Here is a 16003-nt window from a genome sequence, read left to right on the forward strand (position 1 = left end):
TGCGCGTCACCGGCCTGAACGGTCCCGCCTCCGGTACCTGCCGGCGGCGGGGCCGCGCCGCTCAGGAGCCCACATGAAAGCCCCCACCCTGCGCATCTGGTATGCCATCCACCGCTGGACCAGCCTGCTGTGCACGCTGAACCTGCTGGTGCTGTGCGTGACCGGGCTGCTGCTGATCTTCCACGAGGACATCGACGCCCTGCTGGGCCAGGAGCACCACGGCCTGGTGGCCGCCGAGCGCACCGTGGCCGTGCCGGCGCAGCGTCCGCCGCTGCAGTCGCTGGTCGATGCCGCACAGGCCGCGCATCCGGGCCAGGTGGCCAAGTCGATATCGTTTGCCGACGACGATGCCGATGCCGTGGGCGTGCGCGTGGGCCCGCCCGGAGAGCCGAAGCTGCGCAACGGCACGACCACGCAGTTCGACGCGGCCACGGGCGCCACGCGCAAGCCGGGTCCGCCGGGCGAGACGTTCAGCGGCTTCATCCTGAAGCTACACCTGAACCTGTTCCTGGGGCTGCCCGGGCAGTTCTTCATCGGCTTCATCGGCGTGCTGTTCGTGCTGAGCCTGATCAGCGGGCTGGTGGTCTACGGGCCATTCATGCGCAAGCTGGCGTTCGGGCTGGTGCGGTTCGGCAAGCCGGTGCGGATCGTGCAGGCCGACCTGCACAACCTGTTCGGCATCGTCGTGATGGTCTGGGCGCTGGTGGTGGGGCTGACGGGCACCTTCCTGTCGTTCTCGCCGCTGATCATCGGCGTGTGGCAGAAGACCGAGCTCCAGCACCTGATCGCCACGCTGCCCGGCCCCACGCCGGCCACGTTCGTGCCGGTGGACCGCGCGCTGGAGCAGGCGCACCGCGAAGTGCCGGGCAAGGACCCGGCCTTCGTGTTCTATCCCAATACCGAATTCTCGACCGGCCGCCACTACGGCGTGGTGCTGCGCGGCCATACCGAGCTGCAGAAGCGCGTCTATGCCATCGTGCTGGTCGATGCAGGGGACGGCAGCGTGGCCGCCGTGCGCGGCATGCCGTGGTACCTGCAGGTGCTGCTGCTGTCGGCGCCGTTCCACTTTGGCGACTATGCGGGCCGGCCGTTGCAGATCCTGTGGGCGCTGCTGACCGTCATCACGGCCGGCGCGACGGTCACCGGCTTCATCTTCTGGCTCAAGCGCCCGCGCCGCAGCCGCGAGGACGCGCGCGCGCCGCTGCCACCGCAGTTGTCGGGAGACCAGGCATGAAGCTGATGGACGATACGTGGCCGATGCCGGGGCTGCTGGGCGCGCTGTCGCTGGCAGGGCTGGCCGCCGGCATCTTTGGCGATGGCGCGTGGGACGCGCTGTGCTGGGTCGGGCTTGGCGTGCCCGTGGCCGTCACGGCGTGGTGGCTGTGGCGCCAATGGCGCGCGCGGGACGTGCAGGACTGACCGCCACGCGCGGACACGTGCCGCAGTGGCCTTCCGCCGGCAGCCGGTAGCTGAGGCAGCAGATGCGCCGCACCGGCGCCACGCCCGGCACACCGGGCTCCGCGCCGGGGCGGAACGCGCCATGCAACGGATTGGCGAGGCCGTCGGCGGACACCGCGTGGCCGATCCACGCCAGCACTTCATCCCTTGCTCCGGCGGACAGCGCCGGATGGGCCGCCACCTGGCGCGCGATGCCGGTTGCGGCGACGCCGCCGGTGCACCAGAGCAATCGCTCGGGCACCCTGGCAGCCGCGGCCAGCGCCGCGACGACCTTCGGCATTTCCACATGGACCAGCGGTGACAGCAAGGCCGGCAACGGGGTACCGGCTGGCGCCTGCTCGCCATCGTCGGGCAGGTTCAGGCGGCCGAGATACCCGTTTGCCGCGAGCTGCAGCGACGCCCGGTCGAACGGCAGGCACCGCCGATACACGGCCGCCGCCACCAGCGCGCCCGGCAGCACAGCCTTCGTGTAGTCGCGGAACCACGCAGCCGCCAGCGGGCGGCGATCGGCGCAGCCCAGCGCCTGCGCGACGCGTGCCAGCGCCTCGGTGACCCACGGCTGCGGCACGGCGTCAGCCGGCCCCGCCAGGCACAGACGGTCGGCGAAGGGGCGCAGCGGGCCGGGAAAATAAGGGGCCAGGAAGGGAAGCATGGGTTGGGCTTGAGCGTGGCGGTGCTGGAGGCGCTGGCCTTTACTCCCGGCCCCTTTCCCGCGTGCGGGAGAGCGGAGGAAACATGGCGCACCGCTTTCCACAGCAGACGGATAGCCCGCCGCGAAATTTACCCCTGCCCGGGCCCTAACTTTCGGCCGTCGCCACCCGTCTTCCAGACAGTGTCGATCCGATCCCCTTCCCGCATGTCGCTCATTGCTTCGTTGCCGCGCAAACTGCGGCTGACCATCGTCCTGGCCGCCGGGGCCAGTCTTGCCGCGGGCCTTTGCGCCGTCAGCATGGTCGCGCTGATCAACCGTGTGCTGGCCACCCAGGGCGCCGACGCGCCGCGGCTGGCGCTGCCGTTCGCGGCGCTGGCCATCGCGGTGCTGGCCTGCCGCACGCTGGCGTCCACGCTGTTCGTGCGCGTGAGCCAGAGTGCGCTGGCGCGCATCCGGGCGCAGATCTGCGAGCGCTTTATCGGCGCGCCCTACCCCCACATCGAGCAGACTGGCAACGCGCGCGTGCAGGCCGCGCTGGCCGACGACAGCCAGCACGTGGCCAATGGCCTGTCGGTGATTCCCGTGGTGCTGACCAACGCGATGGTGGTGCTGGGCTGCCTGGGCTACCTGGCGTGGCTATCGCTGCCGACGTTCGGCATCGCCTGCGCGATACTGGGCCTCGGCTCGTGGGTCTATCACCTGAACCACCGCCGCGCGCTGGTGCACCTGAAGCAGGCCGGCACCGCGCAGGATGCGCTGCACGGCCAGTTCAAGGCGCTGGTGGCCGGCGCCCGCGAGCTGAAACTGAACCACGACAAGCAGCGCAGTTTCCTGCGCGACAGCCTGGGGACCACGCTCGAAGCGGTGCGCAGCGCGCGCACGCGCGGCCTGTCGATCTTCTTCGTCGCGCTGGGCTTTGGCAGCTTCCTGTTCTTCGCGGTGATCGGCGGCGTGCTGTTCGCGCCGCGCGCCACGCCGCTGGACCCCGCCGTGATGACCGGGTTCACGATCATGTTCCTGTACATCATGTCGCCGCTGGAATCGCTGCTCAACGCGCTGCCGGCGCTGAGCATGGGCCGCGTGGCCTACGCACGCATCGACGCGCTGGGCGCCGATGCCGAGCCGGAGGCGCCGCCGCGCGCGCCGGCCGCCGCGCCGTTTGCGTCGGTGGCGCTGGACGGCGCCAGCCATCGCTACTTCCACGAGGCCGAGAACAGCTTCTTTGCGCTGGGGCCGGTCGATTTGACGCTTCACGCCGGCGAGATCGTGTTCCTGGTGGGCGGCAACGGCAGCGGCAAGACCACGCTGGCCAAGCTGATTGCGGGGCTGTACCCGCCGCTGTCGGGCTACCTGCTGCACAACGGCCGGCCCGCCGATGCCGCGCATCTGGCCGACTATCGCGCGCTGTTCTCGGCCGTGTTCTCGGACTTCCACCTGTTCGACACGCTGCTGGCCCACGACCCGCAGGACGAGGCGCTGGCCAACCGGCTGATCGCGCGCTTCCAGCTTGGCCACAAGGTCAGCGTGCGCGATGGCCGCTTCAACACGCAGGCGCTGTCGCAGGGCCAGCGCAAGCGGCTGGCCCTGATCGTGGCCTGCCTGGAACGCCGCCCGGTGCTGATCCTGGACGAATGGGCCGCCGACCAGGACCCGCTGTTCAAGGACATCTTCTATCGCGAGGTGCTGCCGGAACTGCGCGCGCAGGGCAAGGCCGTGCTCGTGATCTCGCACGACGACCGCTACTTCGACCTGGCCGACCGCATGATCAAGATCGAGAACGGCCAGATCGTGGCCGATTCCGCCGTGCCGGCGCACAGCCAGCCGCTGCCCGTGGCGTCCGCCGCCTGACGCATTCCCAGCCCCGTATCCCATGCCCCTGCATCCCGATCTCGAAGCCCTGCTCGACATGGTGGAAATGGCCACCGCCACGGGCAAGCGCCCGGTCATCCATGAACTGACGCCGGCGCAGGCGCGGCGCGAATTCGACGCGGCGTCGACGGCACTGGACCTGCCGCCCGCCCCGCTGCCCCGCGTCGAGCCGTTGTCGATTCCCACGCGCGACGGCCAGCGCATCGACGCCCGGCTGTACGCCCCCCGTGCGCATGGCGATGGCGATCCGCTGCCCGTGCTGCTGCATTTTCACAGCGGCGGCTTCACGGTGGGCAGCCTGGACTCCCATGCCGCGCTATGCAGTGCGCTGGCCGCGCGCACGCCGTGCGCCGTGGTGTCGGTAGCGTACCGGCTGGCGCCCGAGCACAAGTTTCCGACGGCCGTGCATGACGCCATCGACGCGCTGGCGTGGCTGGGCGCGCAGGCGCCGGCGCTGGGGCTCGATCCGGCACGCATCGCCGTGGGTGGCGACAGTGCCGGCGGCACGCTGAGCGCCGTGCTGGCGCTGGCCGCGCGCGACGATCCGACGCTGCCCCGCCCCTGCCTGCAGGTGCTGTGCTACGCGGGGCTGGGCGGCACCACGGACACGGCATCGCACCGGCAATACGGCCAGGGCCACCTGCTCGATACCGACACGATCGAGTGGTTCTACAGCCAGTACCTGCGCGACGCGCGCGACCGCGAGGACTGGCGCTTTGCGCCGCTGCGCGCGGCCGATCACGCTGGCGTGGCGCCCGCGTGGATCGTGCTGGCCGAGTGCGACCCGTTGTGCGACGAGGGCCAAGCCTACGGCCGCAAGCTGGCTGCGGCCGGCGTGCCGGTCACCGTGCGCGAGTACCCGGGCATGGTCCACGAGTTCCTGCGCATGGGGAACATCGTGGCCGAGGCCGGGCAGGCGCTCGACGACATCGCCGGGGCGCTGGCCCGGCATTTCACGGCGGCGGTGCCGCAGACGGCCGACGCGCTGTAAATCGCGCGCCACGTCCATCGTCTCAACAGGCATGCCGATCCACGCAGCGATGCCCGCTCATTCCGCAGGACAGTAACGATGCCGACTCCGATTCCCGCCTTCACCCACCTATCCTTTGCCGCCCAGCCCGCGCTGCGCTGCACGAGCCGCCATGACGGCCAGTGCCTCACGGTGACGCAGGACGAGCGCCAGCTCGCGCGCTTTGCGCTGGACACCGACGCGCTGCAGCTTCTCGAAGGCGATGCCGACGCGCTGGTGCCGGCCGCGATGGCCGCGCTCGATGCCGCCTTTGCCCATGGCGCCGCACGCACGCTGCGGCTGCGCATCGAATCGCGCGACGCCGAGCGGCAGCTTGCCAGCCTGGGCGTGCTCGACAACGGCAGCGCGCACGCCAGCCAGCTCTGGCAGCGGCCGGAGCTGTACCTGGCGCCGTCCGCCGGCCCGTATCCGCTGCGCTACGCGATCTCGGATGGCAAGCGCCACCCGCAGCGCCCGCCCAAGCCGTCCGGCGTGGTCTACGCGCGGTACATCCCCTGGCTGGGCCAGACGCTGACGCTGCGCGCCGCCGAACTGGCGCGCGACCTGCCGCTGCTGCATCGCTGGATGAACGACCCCGACGTGGCGTACTTCTGGAACGAGGAAGGCGACGAGGCCAAGCATCGCGCCTATCTGCAGGGGCTGATCAACGACCGCCACATGCTGCCGCTGATTGCCGCGTTCGACGACACGCCGTTCGGCTACTTCGAGGTCTACTGGGCCAAGGAAAATCGCATCGCGCCGTTCTACGACGCGCAGGATCACGACCGCGGCTGGCACGTGCTGATCGGCGAGCCGGCGTTCCGCGGCAAGCAGTTCCTGACCGCGTGGTTCCCGGCCATCCAGCACTACCAGTTCCTGGACGATCCGCGCACGCAGCGCATCGTCGGCGAGCCGCGCGCCGACCACGTGCGCCAGATTGCCAACCTGGACAAGGCAGGCTTCTCGAAGATCAAGGAGTTCGACTTCCCGCACAAGCGCGCGATGCTGGTGATGCTGCTGCGCGAGCGGTTCTTCGGCGAGCACCTGCTGCTGCCGGCGCCGGACGCCCCGCGCCCCTGATTCCCCTGCCAGCCCGCGGGAGCCGTCCCGCCCTTCCCGACTTGTTTCAGCCAAGGACCGTACCCATGACGCTTCGCGACCTCTCACCCGCCGTCCATGACGTGATTGGCATCGGCTTCGGGCCGTCCAACCTGGCGCTCGCCATCGCGCTGCAGGAGCAGGCCGATGCCGGCCGCCCGCTGGACGCCCACTTCCTGGAAAAGCAGCAGCAGTACCACTGGCACGGCAACACGCTGGTATCGCAGAGCGAGATGCAGATCTCGTTCCTGAAAGACCTGGTGTCAATGCGCAACCCCACCAGCCCGTACAGCTTTGTCAACTACCTGCACCGGCACGGCCGGCTGGTGGATTTCATCAACCTGCGCACGTTCTATCCGAGCCGAATGGAGTACAACGACTACCTGCGCTGGGCCGCCAGCCACTTTGCCGACCAGTGCAGCCTGGGCGAGGACGTGCAGCGCGTGGAGCCCGATGGTCAGCGCGGCGCCGACGGGCGCATCGACCGCGTGCGGGTGGTGTCCGTCGACGGCCAGGGCCGCGAGCGCGTGCGGGTGGCGCGGTCGGTGGTGCTGTCCACGGGCGGCACGCCGCGCATTCCGGCAGCGTTTGCCGGGCTGCGCGGGAATGCCCGCATCACCCATCACAGCGGCTACCTGAACTGGGTGCGCCAGCAGCCGTGCGCGGGCGGCGAGCCGATGCGGATTGCCGTGGTCGGCGCGGGCCAGAGCGCCGCCGAGGCGTTCATCGACCTGCACGACAACTATCCGTCGGCCAAGGTGGACTGGCTGGTGCGCGGCGCGGCGCTGAAGCCGGCCGACGACAGCCCGTTCGTCAACGAGATCTTTGCGCCGGCCTACACCGACGTGGTCTACGAACAGACGCAGGCCGGCCGCGACCGGCTGATCGACGAATACCTGAACACGAACTACTCGGTGATCGATGCCGACCTGATCGAGCGCATCTACGCGATGCTGTACCGCCAGAAGGTGAGCGGCCAGTTCCGCGTGAACCTGCTGACCTGCAAGGCGGCGCTGGCCGCCCACGCGGGTGCGCATGGCGTGGAGCTGACGATCGGGTCGACGGCGCCGACGGCGATGTCCGGTGCGGACGGCGGGTCCGGACGCGCTTCCGGCCGGGCATCCGATACCGAGACGCGCCGCTATGACGCCGTGGTGCTGGCCACCGGCTACGAGCGCGAGAGCCACCGGCGGCTGCTGGCGCCGCTGGCGGACCACCTGGGCGACTTCTCGGTCGACCGCAACTATCGCGTGCAGGCGTCGGCGGAACTGGCCGTGCCGGTCTATCTGCAAGGCTTCTGCCAGAGCAGCCATGGCCTGAGCGACACGCTGCTGTCCGTGCTGCCGGTACGCGCCGAGGAAATCGCCAGCGCGATCCACGACGCGCTGCACGCCGGCCGTGGCTGGACGCCTCAGTCGGCGGCCGCCGCAAGCCAGGCCGCCGCGGCCTGAGCGCCAGCCTTCCACTCGCCCGCTTACCGGGTCCGCATCGGCACATGGCCGGGCGGACCCGCCCGCCTCACCTGCCGCCCGTCCATCGCGGCGATCCCCTTCCGTCGACAAGGCTTTTTGCCGGAGTTGCCCCGACGCCACAGCCGTCTGGCGCTGCCGGCGACCGGCCTGGTGTATCCCCAATCGAATGGTGACGAGCGGCCTGGCCGGAAATTTAATCGCGCCGCTCCCGCATGGCCGTTTCCCTAGACGAACCAGCCATCGCGCAATTTAATGGCTTCCACATGCTGGAATCGTGACAGTTTCGGCGCCTGAAGTAACAACAGGGTTACAGTTTAGTTAATTGACTATCATTCTCATTATTATTAACGTACCTGCTCCTGACTGCATCAGCCCCTAGGAGCCGCCCCCGTGATTCCCGCAACCGAAGTTGAGAAACGCCCCGCCGCGCCCGTGGGCGCAGACACGCTATTAGGGTTGTTCATGGAAAACCGGCGCGCGCTGGTGGGTGCCGCCGCCCGCATCGTCGGCTCGCGCGACGTGGCCGAAGACGTGGTGCAGGACGCCTTCCTGCGGCTGCGCGACATGACCGACGACGGCGCCATCCGCTGCCGGCTCAGCTACCTGTTCCAGGTGGTGCGCAACCTGGCCATCGACACCTATCGCCGCCAGTCGCTGGAGCAGCGATGGATGGCCGACGAGGACGAGGGCATCAACGCGCCGTCGCCCACCACCGCGCCGGACCTGATCATGATCGGCCGGCAGGCGCTGTGCGCGCTGGCCGGGGCGCTGGCGGAGCTGCCCGAGCGCACCCAGCGGGCGTTCGAGATGTGCCGCGTGCAGGGGATGGCGCAGAAGGACATCGCGTCGCAGCTGGGCGTGTCGCCCACGCTGGTGAACTTCATGGTGCGCGACGCCTGCATCCATTGCCGCGCCCGGCTGACGCGCCAGCAGGCCATCTGAGCGTGCCCGGCGGCGCCGCGTAGAATGCCGGGCCTTGCCCGCGCACGCGGGCCGTACCGGAGCTTTCCATGCAAGACACCGACATCGACGCGATCACGCAGGCGTTCGCGCTCGTCAGCGAATTCGGCGAAGGCCGCAATCCGCGCTACCGCCCCGCCAGCGAGGCCGAGGCGCTGAAGCTGGCCACCCATCGCCATTACAAGGGCGGGCTATACCGTCGCGTCTTTGAGGCGAAACATTCGGAAGACGGCGACGTGCTGACTGTCTACGTCCATCTCTGGCCGCATGACACGTCGCCGTGGGTGCGCCCGGCGGAGATGTTCCACGGGCGGCTGGAAGACGAGCGGCTGCGCTTCGCGCCGCTCTGAGCCGGGACTGACCGGGCGGCCGGCGGCTCAGGCCAGCGCCGGCACCTGGAACGACGACACCGAGGCGCGCAGCACGTCGGCCTGTTCCTCCAGCGCCTGGGCCGCCGCGGCGGCCTCTTCCACCAGCGCGGCGTTCTGCTGCGTCATCTGGTCCATCTGCGTGACGGCCTTGCCGACCTGGTCGATGCCGGCGCTCTGCTCACGCGACGCGGTGCTGATCTCGCCCATGATCGACGTGACGCGGCCCACGGCCTGCACCAGGTCCTGCATCGTCGTGCCGGCCTTGTCCACCTGCCGCGTGCCGGCTTCCACCTGATCGACGGTATCGGTAATCAGCTGCACGATCTCCTTGGCCGCCGACGCCGAGCGCTGCGCCAGTTCGCGCACCTCGCCCGCCACCACGGCAAAGCCGCGGCCCTGCTCGCCGGCCCGCGCGGCCTCCACGGCGGCGTTCAGCGCCAGGATATTGGTCTGGAACGCGATGCCCTCGATCACGGCCGTGATTTCGCCGATGCGGCGCGACGCCTGCTGGATGCCGCTCATCGTCGACACCACGTTGCGCATGTCCTCGCCGCCGCGCGACGCGGTGTCGGACGCTTCGGCGGCCAGGAGGTTGGCCTGGTGGGCGTTCTCGGCGTTCTGGCGCACGATGGCCGTCAGTTGTTCCATGCTGGCCGCCGTTTCCTGCAGCGCGCTCGCCTGCTGCTCGGTGCGCTGCGACAGGTCCAGGTTGCCGGCCGCGATCTGGCGCGTGGCCGTGGCGATGGCGTCGCTGCCACCGCGCATCGTGTGGATGGCATGGACCAGCCCCGACTGCATCCGCTGCAGGCCCTGCGTCAGGTCGCCCATCTCGTCGTGGCTGGTGGCGCGGATGCGCTCGGTCAGGTCGCCCTGCGAGATACGGCCGAAACTTTCCAGCATGCTCACCAGCGGCACCGAGATGGCGCGGCGCAGGCCGATGGCGCAGGCCAGCGCGCCGGCGATGCCCACGCCGATGGCACCGATCACCATCCACAGGAACCGTTGCGAGCGGGCCGTGGCGTGCTCGTACATCTGCTGCGCCTGGTCGCTCTGGTTGCGTTCCAGCGCGTTCACGGCGGCGGTCAGTTCGACGAACATCGGCGGGATGCGGGCCATGACCTGCTGGTCGACGGCGGCCGTGTCGTGGGCGCGCAGCGCAGCCACCAGCGGCTCGACACCTTCGGTGAAGAACCGCTGGCGCAGCGCCGCCACCTTGTCGGACAGCGCCTGCTCCTCCGGCGACTTGGCCAGCGCCTGGTAGGCGCGCCACGCCTGCTCGGACTTGTCGCGGTAGGCGGCGGCCTTGTCGATGGTGGCCGGCACGTCGGCCGCGTCCGGGTGGAACACGGCGCGGTCCAGCGTGGTGCGCACCACGGCCGCGTTCAACTGCGACGCCGCCACGTAGCGCGTGGAGGCAAGCTGGTTGGTGTAGATCTCGCGGATATCGGCAATGGACGCCCGCATGCCGAACACGCCGATGATGCCGATCAGGGTCAGCAAGGCGGCCAGCACGGCCAGGGCCGCGTTGAGGCGGAAACGGATCGAAAGTCTGGTGGGCATGGTCGCGTATCAGGAAAACCGTTGTCGATGCTGCAGCGCACTAACGGCCAGCCGCCACCCCGGCTGAAGCTTTTACACGCATGTAGACATATGTAGACATTGGCGCGCGGCGCCGGGCCCACATTGCAAACAATCCGTCCGGATGGTATCTTCCGCCGCCATGAGCGAAGCCCACCGCCGCCCCAAGCAGCCCCAGCTGATCCGCGACCGCCTGATCGCCGCCACCATCGACCTGCTGGTCGAGGAAGGCATTGGCGCGGTCACGCTCAACGCCGTCGCGGCCCGCGCCGGCGTGTCCAAGGGGGGCCTGCAACACCACTTTTCGAGCAAGCAGGAACTGCTGCAGGCGCTGTCGAGCGAGGTGCTCGACCATTTCAAGCGCCAGGTGGAGACCGTGGCGGCGTCTGATACCGAACCGCACGGCCGCCATACGCGCGCCTACCTGCGCGCGTCGGCCGACGGCTTTGTCGAGGCCGGCGAGCGCGAGCTGTGGAAGGCCGCGATGATGCTGGTCATGGCCCGCCCCGAATTCCGCATGCCCTACCAGGCATGGGAGGCCGCGTCGCTGCAGCATGACGCCGCCGGGTGCGACGATGCCACGCGGCTGCTGCTGTGCCGGCTGGCCGCCGACGGCCTGTGGCTGGCCGACCTGCTCGGCCATCGCTCGATCGATCCCACACAACGCGCGGCGCTGGTGCGCCAACTCGAACAGATGACCCGCCCGCGCCCGGCAACAGAACAAGCATGACGCCCCAAGACATTCCGGCATCGGATCTCGATGCCGCGCTGGAACGCGCCCGCGACGCCCTGCTGGACCTGCAGCAGCCCGACGGCCACTGGTGTTTCGAACTTGAATCGGACGCCACGATCACGGCCGAATACATCCTGATGATGCATTTCGTCGACGAGATCGACACCGCGCTGCAGGCCCGCATGGCGCGCTACCTGCGCGCGCTGCAGCGGCGCGACCGGCACGGCGCGTGGGACCTGTACTACGGCGGCGACGTCGACGTGTCGTGCAGCGTCAAGGCGTACTTTGCGCTGAAGGCCGCCGGCGATTCGCCTGACGCCCCGCACATGGTGCAGGCGCGCGACGCCATCCTGGCGCACGGGGGCGCGGCGAAATCCAACGTCTTCACGCGCATCCTGCTGGCCACGTTCGGCGAGGTGCCGTGGCGCGCCACGCCGTTCATGCCCGTGGAGTTCGTGCTGTTCCCGCGCTGGGCGCCGATCCACATGGACAAGGTGGCGTACTGGGCGCGGACCACGATGGTGCCGCTGCTGGTGCTGTGCTCGATGCGGGCGCGCGCCAGGAATCCGCTCGGCATCCACGTGCAGGAACTGTTCGTCACGCCGCCCGATCTGGAGACCGAGTACTTTCCGCGCAAGCGCGGCCTGCAGGGCCTGTTCCTGAAGCTGGACCGCGTGGTGCGCCACGTGGAACCGCTGATCCCGCGCGCGCTGCGCCGCAAGGCCATCGAGCGGGCGGTGCGCTGGAGCGAGGAGCGGATGAACGGCGAGGACGGCTTCGGCGGCATCTTCCCGCCCATGGTCTACGCCTACGAGATGATGGTGCTGATGGGCTATGCCAAGGACCATCCGATGCGGCGCGACTGCATGGACGCGCTGAAGAAGCTGGTGGTGCATCGCGACGACGGCGTGTCGTACTGCCAGCCCTGCCTCTCGCCGGTCTGGGACACCGCGTGGAGCCTGATGGCGCTGGAACAGGCGCCGGCCAGCCCGCGCTCGGCCGAGGCCGTCGCGCGCGGCTACGACTGGATGACCGCGCGCCAGGTGCTGGACCTGACCGGCGACTGGCAGCACAACGCCGCGCCGGGCACCCGGCCGGGCGGCTGGGCGTTCCAGTACGAGAATCCCTACTACCCCGACATCGACGATACGGCGGTGGTGCTGGCCATGCTGCACGCGCACGGCCAGCGCACGGGCCAGGCGGAACGGTTCCAGCCGCACGTGGACCGCGCGCTGGACTGGTCGATCGGCCTGCAGTCGAAGAACGGCGGCTTTGGCGCGTTCGACGCCGACTGCGACCGCGACTACCTGAACGCCATCCCGTTCGCCGACCACGGCGCCCTGCTGGACCCGCCGACCGAGGACGTGTCCGGCCGCATGCTGCTGGCCATGGGCGTGACCCGCCGCCCGCAGGACGCCACGGCGCGCGACCGCTGCATCGGCTACCTGCGCGACACCCAGCAGCCCGACGGTAGCTGGTGGGGCCGCTGGGGCACCAACTATATCTATGGCACGTGGAGCGTACTGGCCGGCCTGGCGCTGGCCGGCGTCGACCGCAAGCTGCCGATGGTGCGCAAGGCGGTGGACTGGCTGCGCGGCAAGCAACTGGCCGACGGCGGCTGGGGCGAGACGAACGACAGCTACCTGCATCCCGAACTGGCCGGCACGCACGCGGCCGGCAGCACGGCCGAACATACCGCCTGGGCGCTGCTGGGCCAGCTTGCGCTAGGCGAGCATGAATCCGATTCGGTGAAACGCGGCGTGGCATGGCTGGTGCGCAACCAGGGCGACGACGGCTTCTGGACGCACCCGTTCCACAACGCCCCGGGCTTCCCGCGCATCTTCCACCTGAAGTACCACGGCTACACGGCGTACTTCCCGCTGTGGGCGCTGGGCCGGTACCGGCGGCTGGCCGGCAGGCGGCCGGCAGAAGCCACCCGTCCGGCAACGGTGCCGGAGCGGGAACTGGCCTGAGGGGCTGGGAGAAAGAAAATGGGGCGCCGGAGCGCCCCATTTTTCCATAGCGCCCGCCATGGGCGCCCTTCCATTCGCGTCAGGCTGGCACCTGCGTACCCGCCCTCTGCTCGTCCGCGTATCGCTGTTTCGCGGCCGCCACGTGGTTGGAGAACACCGGTCTCAGTACCGTGAACGCCAGGAACGCGGCCATCAGGTCCATCGTCGCCACGGTGTAGAGCACAGTGGACCATGTGCCCGTGGCCTCCATCATCAGGTTGCCGATTGGCACGAACAGCGCGCCGATCCCCTTTGCGGTATAGAGCACCCCGTAGATCTTGCCAATGTGCTTGGTGCCGAACGCGTCGCCGGCCAGTGCCGAGAACAGCGAATACACCTCGCCCCACGCCAGGAACACCAGCCCCGACAGGATCAGGAACGCGTACGGGTTGCTGCCGAAGTAGCCCAGCGCGATGATCCCGATGCCTTCGAGCGAGAACGCGATCACCATCGTCTTCTCTCGGCCGATGTTGTCGGAAATCCATCCGAACAACGGTCGGGAGATGCCGTTCATCACGCGGTCGAGCATCAGCGCCAGCGGCAGCGCGGCCATCGTGAAGAAGTACAGGTTGACCTTGAACTCCTTGACGCCGAGGTCCTTGGCGATCACGCCCAGTTGCGCCACGGCCATCATGCCGCCCGTCACCACCAGCACGAACATCACCAGCATCAGCCAGAACAGCTTGGTGCGCAGCGCTTCGCCGAGCGTGTAGTCGCGCGTGGACTGGTAGATCTTGCTGGACGCCTTCACCTCGTTCGCCTGCGGCGCGCGCAGGAACCACGCGGCCAGGAACGCCAGCGAGCCCTGCAGGATGCCGAAGAACATGAACGTGTGCTGGAAGCCCTGCGACTCGATCATCGCCGCGATCGGCAGGATCGTGGCCGCCGAGCCCGCGCCGTAGCCGCCGGCCGTCAGGCCCACGGCCAGGCCGCGGCGGTCCGGGAACCACTTGATGGCGTTGTTGATACAGGTGGCGTAGATCGACCCCACGCCCAGCCCGCCCACGGCGGCGCCGACGTAGAAGCCCATCAGCGTGGTGGCCTGCGAATTGATCACCCAGGCGAAGCCGATGAATAGTGCGCCAAACGCCACCATCAGGCGGGGCCCGAATTTATCGATGAAATACCCTTCGATCGGCGCCAGCCAGGTCTGCACCAGCACGAAGATCGTAAAGGCGATCTGGATATTGGCGCGTGACCAGCCGAATGTGTCCTGGATTTCCGGCACGAACAATGTCCAGGCGTACTGGATATTGGCCGTGGCGATCATGCAGACCACGCCGACCAGGAGCTGCAGCCAGCGGCGGCGTTCCGAAACCTGCGGATTGGGGCGCATGGCCCCCGACGTTGCGTAAGTCATTGCGCGCTCCCTGTAATCGAATGGCCTGCCTTTGTGGGAAATGTCGTTCGATACACCGGCACCGTGCGTTCGAACCTTAATGCGGTCGTGTGCATTTGCGTGTCTCCTGTGTCATCGTTATTTTTGTTGTTGTGCTTATGGATTTGCTTGAAATGCTGCGCAGGACCGCCATTGCCCGATTACGAGTTGGTACCGAAGCGCGCCAGAACTGTTGCCCGGTGGTGGATTCCGAGCACCGCACCAACGTGTTATTCGTATCCCATATCAAACCTCCGACATATTGAAAAACGCCGAATGAATTACAGATTTGTAATGTTCGACGTAATGTTCGCGTAATCGTGAGCCGCGATAGGTATAAGGTATGTGATATGCCAGGTTAGTCAAGATAAAGGCTGGGCAGGGTTTTCACCATGCCGGGAGCGATTGATGCGGGGGAAAGATCAACCATTTGCCATTAATAATCGCGGGGAATGCATGGATTATCGACGGGCAAAAAAAAGCCCGCAGGCTAGCACAAGCGGGCGGAGGCGTGGAGCGTGACACCAGTTCGCAACACGTAGGCATATTTATAGGTGAAGTTTTGCGGCGCGAAAGGTATATGCAGGGTTTTCGCCAACCATTAATGCATTACATTTTTGTCAGAATTCAAATAGGCGGGGAAAATAACCCGTTTGCAGTACCCGCCCGCCACGGGCCAACCCGAATGGCCAGGGCATCACAAACCGCGGCGCCGTATGTCTGTGTTGTTCGCGCAACGTATTCACCCCGCGTGATATGCCCATTTATTTGACAGACGCGTCAGCTTTCTGTTAATAGTAATGATTCTCATTTGTGACAATAGTTAGCTGCATGGCTCGCCGGAGACCGCTCACGGGGCTGCGTGTAGTCGACCCACGACGGGCTAGATCATGAGTACGCCAGGCTCCCTCTTTCCTTCGACCATCGAGTCGCTCTATTGCGACCACCATGCATGGCTCAAGGGCTGGCTGCAACGGCGGCTGGGCAGCGCCGAGCAGGCGGCCGACCTGGCCCACGACACCTTCGTCCGGCTGCTGCATAGCGAACGCGTGCCGGCCCGCCTGGACGAACCGCGCGCCTACCTGACGACGGTGGCGCGCAACCTCGTCTCCAACCACTGGCGCCGCGAGCAACTGGAGCGCGCGTATCTGGAAGCGCTGGCCCTGGCGCCGCGCGACGTCGAACTCTCGCCGGAAGACCGCGCGATCCTGTTCGAAACCCTGCTGGAACTCGATCAGTTGCTCGACGGCCTGCCACCGCTGGTGCGGCAGGCGTTCCTGCTGTCGCAGCTCGATGGCCACACGCACGCCCAGGTGGCCGAAGCCCTGGGCATCTCGATTCCCACCGTCAAGCGCTACGTCGTCAAGGGGCTGCAGCAATGCTACTTTGCCGACCTGTCGTTCGTGAGCTGAC

14 protein-coding genes are annotated in these 16003 nt (G+C 68.1%); 11 read left to right on the top strand and 3 right to left on the bottom strand.

Annotated elements, in window-relative coordinates; all coding sequences use genetic code 11:
- Positions 1-73 precede the first annotated feature (73 nt).
- Together EHF44_RS18515 and EHF44_RS18520 are read left to right on the top strand one after the other, a co-directional pair.
- Positions 74-1234: a PepSY-associated TM helix domain-containing protein gene (locus tag EHF44_RS18515; protein ID WP_124685209.1), complete on the top strand. Its 1161-nt coding sequence runs from the start codon at positions 74-76 to the stop codon at positions 1232-1234.
- On the top strand, positions 1231-1419 hold the full coding sequence (locus EHF44_RS18520; protein ID WP_124685210.1) for a hypothetical protein: 189 nt from the start codon (positions 1231-1233) through the stop codon (positions 1417-1419). Before EHF44_RS18515 ends, EHF44_RS18520 begins: the two co-directional genes overlap by 4 nt.
- Here EHF44_RS18520 and fhuF read toward each other — a convergent pair.
- The gene (fhuF, locus tag EHF44_RS18525) at positions 1367-2110 is read right to left on the bottom strand and encodes a siderophore-iron reductase FhuF (RefSeq protein ID WP_124685211.1); all 744 of its coding nucleotides are present in this window, start codon (positions 2108-2110) and stop codon (positions 1367-1369) included. The two genes, EHF44_RS18520 and fhuF, sit on opposite strands and share 53 nt — an antisense overlap.
- 204 nt (positions 2111-2314) lie before the next feature.
- Between fhuF and EHF44_RS18530 the strand changes: the two genes are divergently transcribed.
- The 6 genes from EHF44_RS18530 to EHF44_RS18555 all read left to right on the top strand — a co-directional run bounded on the left by EHF44_RS18530 (position 2315) and on the right by EHF44_RS18555 (position 8868).
- On the top strand, positions 2315-3958 hold the full coding sequence (locus EHF44_RS18530; RefSeq protein ID WP_124685212.1) for a cyclic peptide export ABC transporter: 1644 nt from the start codon (positions 2315-2317) through the stop codon (positions 3956-3958).
- A gap of 22 nt (positions 3959-3980) precedes the next feature.
- Positions 3981-4970: an alpha/beta hydrolase gene (locus EHF44_RS18535; protein ID WP_124685213.1), complete on the top strand. Its 990-nt coding sequence runs from the start codon at positions 3981-3983 to the stop codon at positions 4968-4970.
- A 78-nt stretch (positions 4971-5048) separates the two neighbouring features.
- The gene (locus EHF44_RS18540) at positions 5049-6068 is read left to right on the top strand and encodes a GNAT family N-acetyltransferase (protein WP_124685214.1); all 1020 of its coding nucleotides are present in this window, start codon (positions 5049-5051) and stop codon (positions 6066-6068) included.
- Between the two features lie 65 nt (positions 6069-6133).
- On the top strand, positions 6134-7537 hold the full coding sequence (locus EHF44_RS18545) for a lysine N(6)-hydroxylase/L-ornithine N(5)-oxygenase family protein (RefSeq protein ID WP_124685215.1): 1404 nt from the start codon (positions 6134-6136) through the stop codon (positions 7535-7537).
- A 411-nt stretch (positions 7538-7948) separates the two neighbouring features.
- A complete protein-coding gene (locus EHF44_RS18550) occupies positions 7949-8500 on the top strand; it encodes an RNA polymerase factor sigma-70 (protein ID WP_301337491.1) in 552 nt (183 codons plus the stop codon).
- Between the two features lie 173 nt (positions 8501-8673).
- Positions 8674-8868 carry a DUF1653 domain-containing protein gene (locus EHF44_RS18555; protein ID WP_253700388.1) on the top strand — a complete coding sequence of 65 codons (195 nt, stop codon included), beginning with the start codon at positions 8674-8676 and terminating at the stop codon, positions 8866-8868.
- Between the two features lie 27 nt (positions 8869-8895).
- Here the strand turns inward: EHF44_RS18555 and EHF44_RS18560 are convergent, their stop codons facing one another.
- Positions 8896-10449 carry a methyl-accepting chemotaxis protein gene (locus EHF44_RS18560; protein WP_124685218.1) on the bottom strand — a complete coding sequence of 518 codons (1554 nt, stop codon included), beginning with the start codon at positions 10447-10449 and terminating at the stop codon, positions 8896-8898.
- Positions 10450-10609: 160 nt separating this feature from the next.
- On the opposite strand from EHF44_RS18560, the gene EHF44_RS18565 reads away from it, so the two are divergent.
- The gene (locus EHF44_RS18565; protein WP_124685219.1) at positions 10610-11197 is read left to right on the top strand and encodes a TetR/AcrR family transcriptional regulator; all 588 of its coding nucleotides are present in this window, start codon (positions 10610-10612) and stop codon (positions 11195-11197) included.
- Complete coding sequence (shc, locus tag EHF44_RS18570; RefSeq protein WP_124685220.1) at positions 11194-13173, top strand: squalene--hopene cyclase; 1980 nt, start codon at positions 11194-11196, stop codon at positions 13171-13173. The genes EHF44_RS18565 and shc overlap by 4 nt, the downstream gene beginning before the upstream one ends.
- A 79-nt stretch (positions 13174-13252) precedes the next feature.
- Here the strand turns inward: shc and oxlT are convergent, their stop codons facing one another.
- Positions 13253-14572 carry an oxalate/formate MFS antiporter gene (oxlT, locus tag EHF44_RS18575; protein WP_124685221.1) on the bottom strand — a complete coding sequence of 440 codons (1320 nt, stop codon included), beginning with the start codon at positions 14570-14572 and terminating at the stop codon, positions 13253-13255.
- Positions 14573-15480: 908 nt separating this feature from the next.
- Between oxlT and EHF44_RS18580 the strand changes: the two genes are divergently transcribed.
- Positions 15481-16002: a sigma-70 family RNA polymerase sigma factor gene (locus EHF44_RS18580; RefSeq protein WP_124685222.1), complete on the top strand. Its 522-nt coding sequence runs from the start codon at positions 15481-15483 to the stop codon at positions 16000-16002.
- Position 16003: the final 1 nt, after the last annotated feature.

Source organism: Cupriavidus pauculus (assembly GCF_003854935.1).
Lineage (GTDB): Bacteria > Pseudomonadota > Gammaproteobacteria > Burkholderiales > Burkholderiaceae > Cupriavidus > Cupriavidus pauculus_C.

Excerpts from the sequence above, each read along its gene's own strand:
- EHF44_RS18540 (WP_124685214.1), top strand. The coding sequence starts at position 5,049 with ATGCCGACTCCGATTCCCGCCTTCACCCACCTATCCTTTGCCGCCCAG.
- oxlT (WP_124685221.1), bottom strand. The coding sequence starts at position 14,572 with ATGACTTACGCAACGTCGGGGGCCATGCGCCCCAATCCGCAGGTTTCG.
- EHF44_RS18515 (WP_124685209.1), top strand. The coding sequence starts at position 74 with ATGAAAGCCCCCACCCTGCGCATCTGGTATGCCATCCACCGCTGGACC.
- fhuF (WP_124685211.1), bottom strand. The coding sequence starts at position 2,110 with ATGCTTCCCTTCCTGGCCCCTTATTTTCCCGGCCCGCTGCGCCCCTTC.
- EHF44_RS18560 (WP_124685218.1), bottom strand. The coding sequence starts at position 10,449 with ATGCCCACCAGACTTTCGATCCGTTTCCGCCTCAACGCGGCCCTGGCC.
- EHF44_RS18520 (WP_124685210.1), top strand. The coding sequence starts at position 1,231 with ATGAAGCTGATGGACGATACGTGGCCGATGCCGGGGCTGCTGGGCGCG.
- EHF44_RS18580 (WP_124685222.1), top strand. The coding sequence starts at position 15,481 with ATGAGTACGCCAGGCTCCCTCTTTCCTTCGACCATCGAGTCGCTCTAT.
- EHF44_RS18535 (WP_124685213.1), top strand. The coding sequence starts at position 3,981 with ATGCCCCTGCATCCCGATCTCGAAGCCCTGCTCGACATGGTGGAAATG.
- EHF44_RS18545 (WP_124685215.1), top strand. The coding sequence starts at position 6,134 with ATGACGCTTCGCGACCTCTCACCCGCCGTCCATGACGTGATTGGCATC.
- EHF44_RS18530 (WP_124685212.1), top strand. The coding sequence starts at position 2,315 with ATGTCGCTCATTGCTTCGTTGCCGCGCAAACTGCGGCTGACCATCGTC.
- EHF44_RS18565 (WP_124685219.1), top strand. The coding sequence starts at position 10,610 with ATGAGCGAAGCCCACCGCCGCCCCAAGCAGCCCCAGCTGATCCGCGAC.
- shc (WP_124685220.1), top strand. The coding sequence starts at position 11,194 with ATGACGCCCCAAGACATTCCGGCATCGGATCTCGATGCCGCGCTGGAA.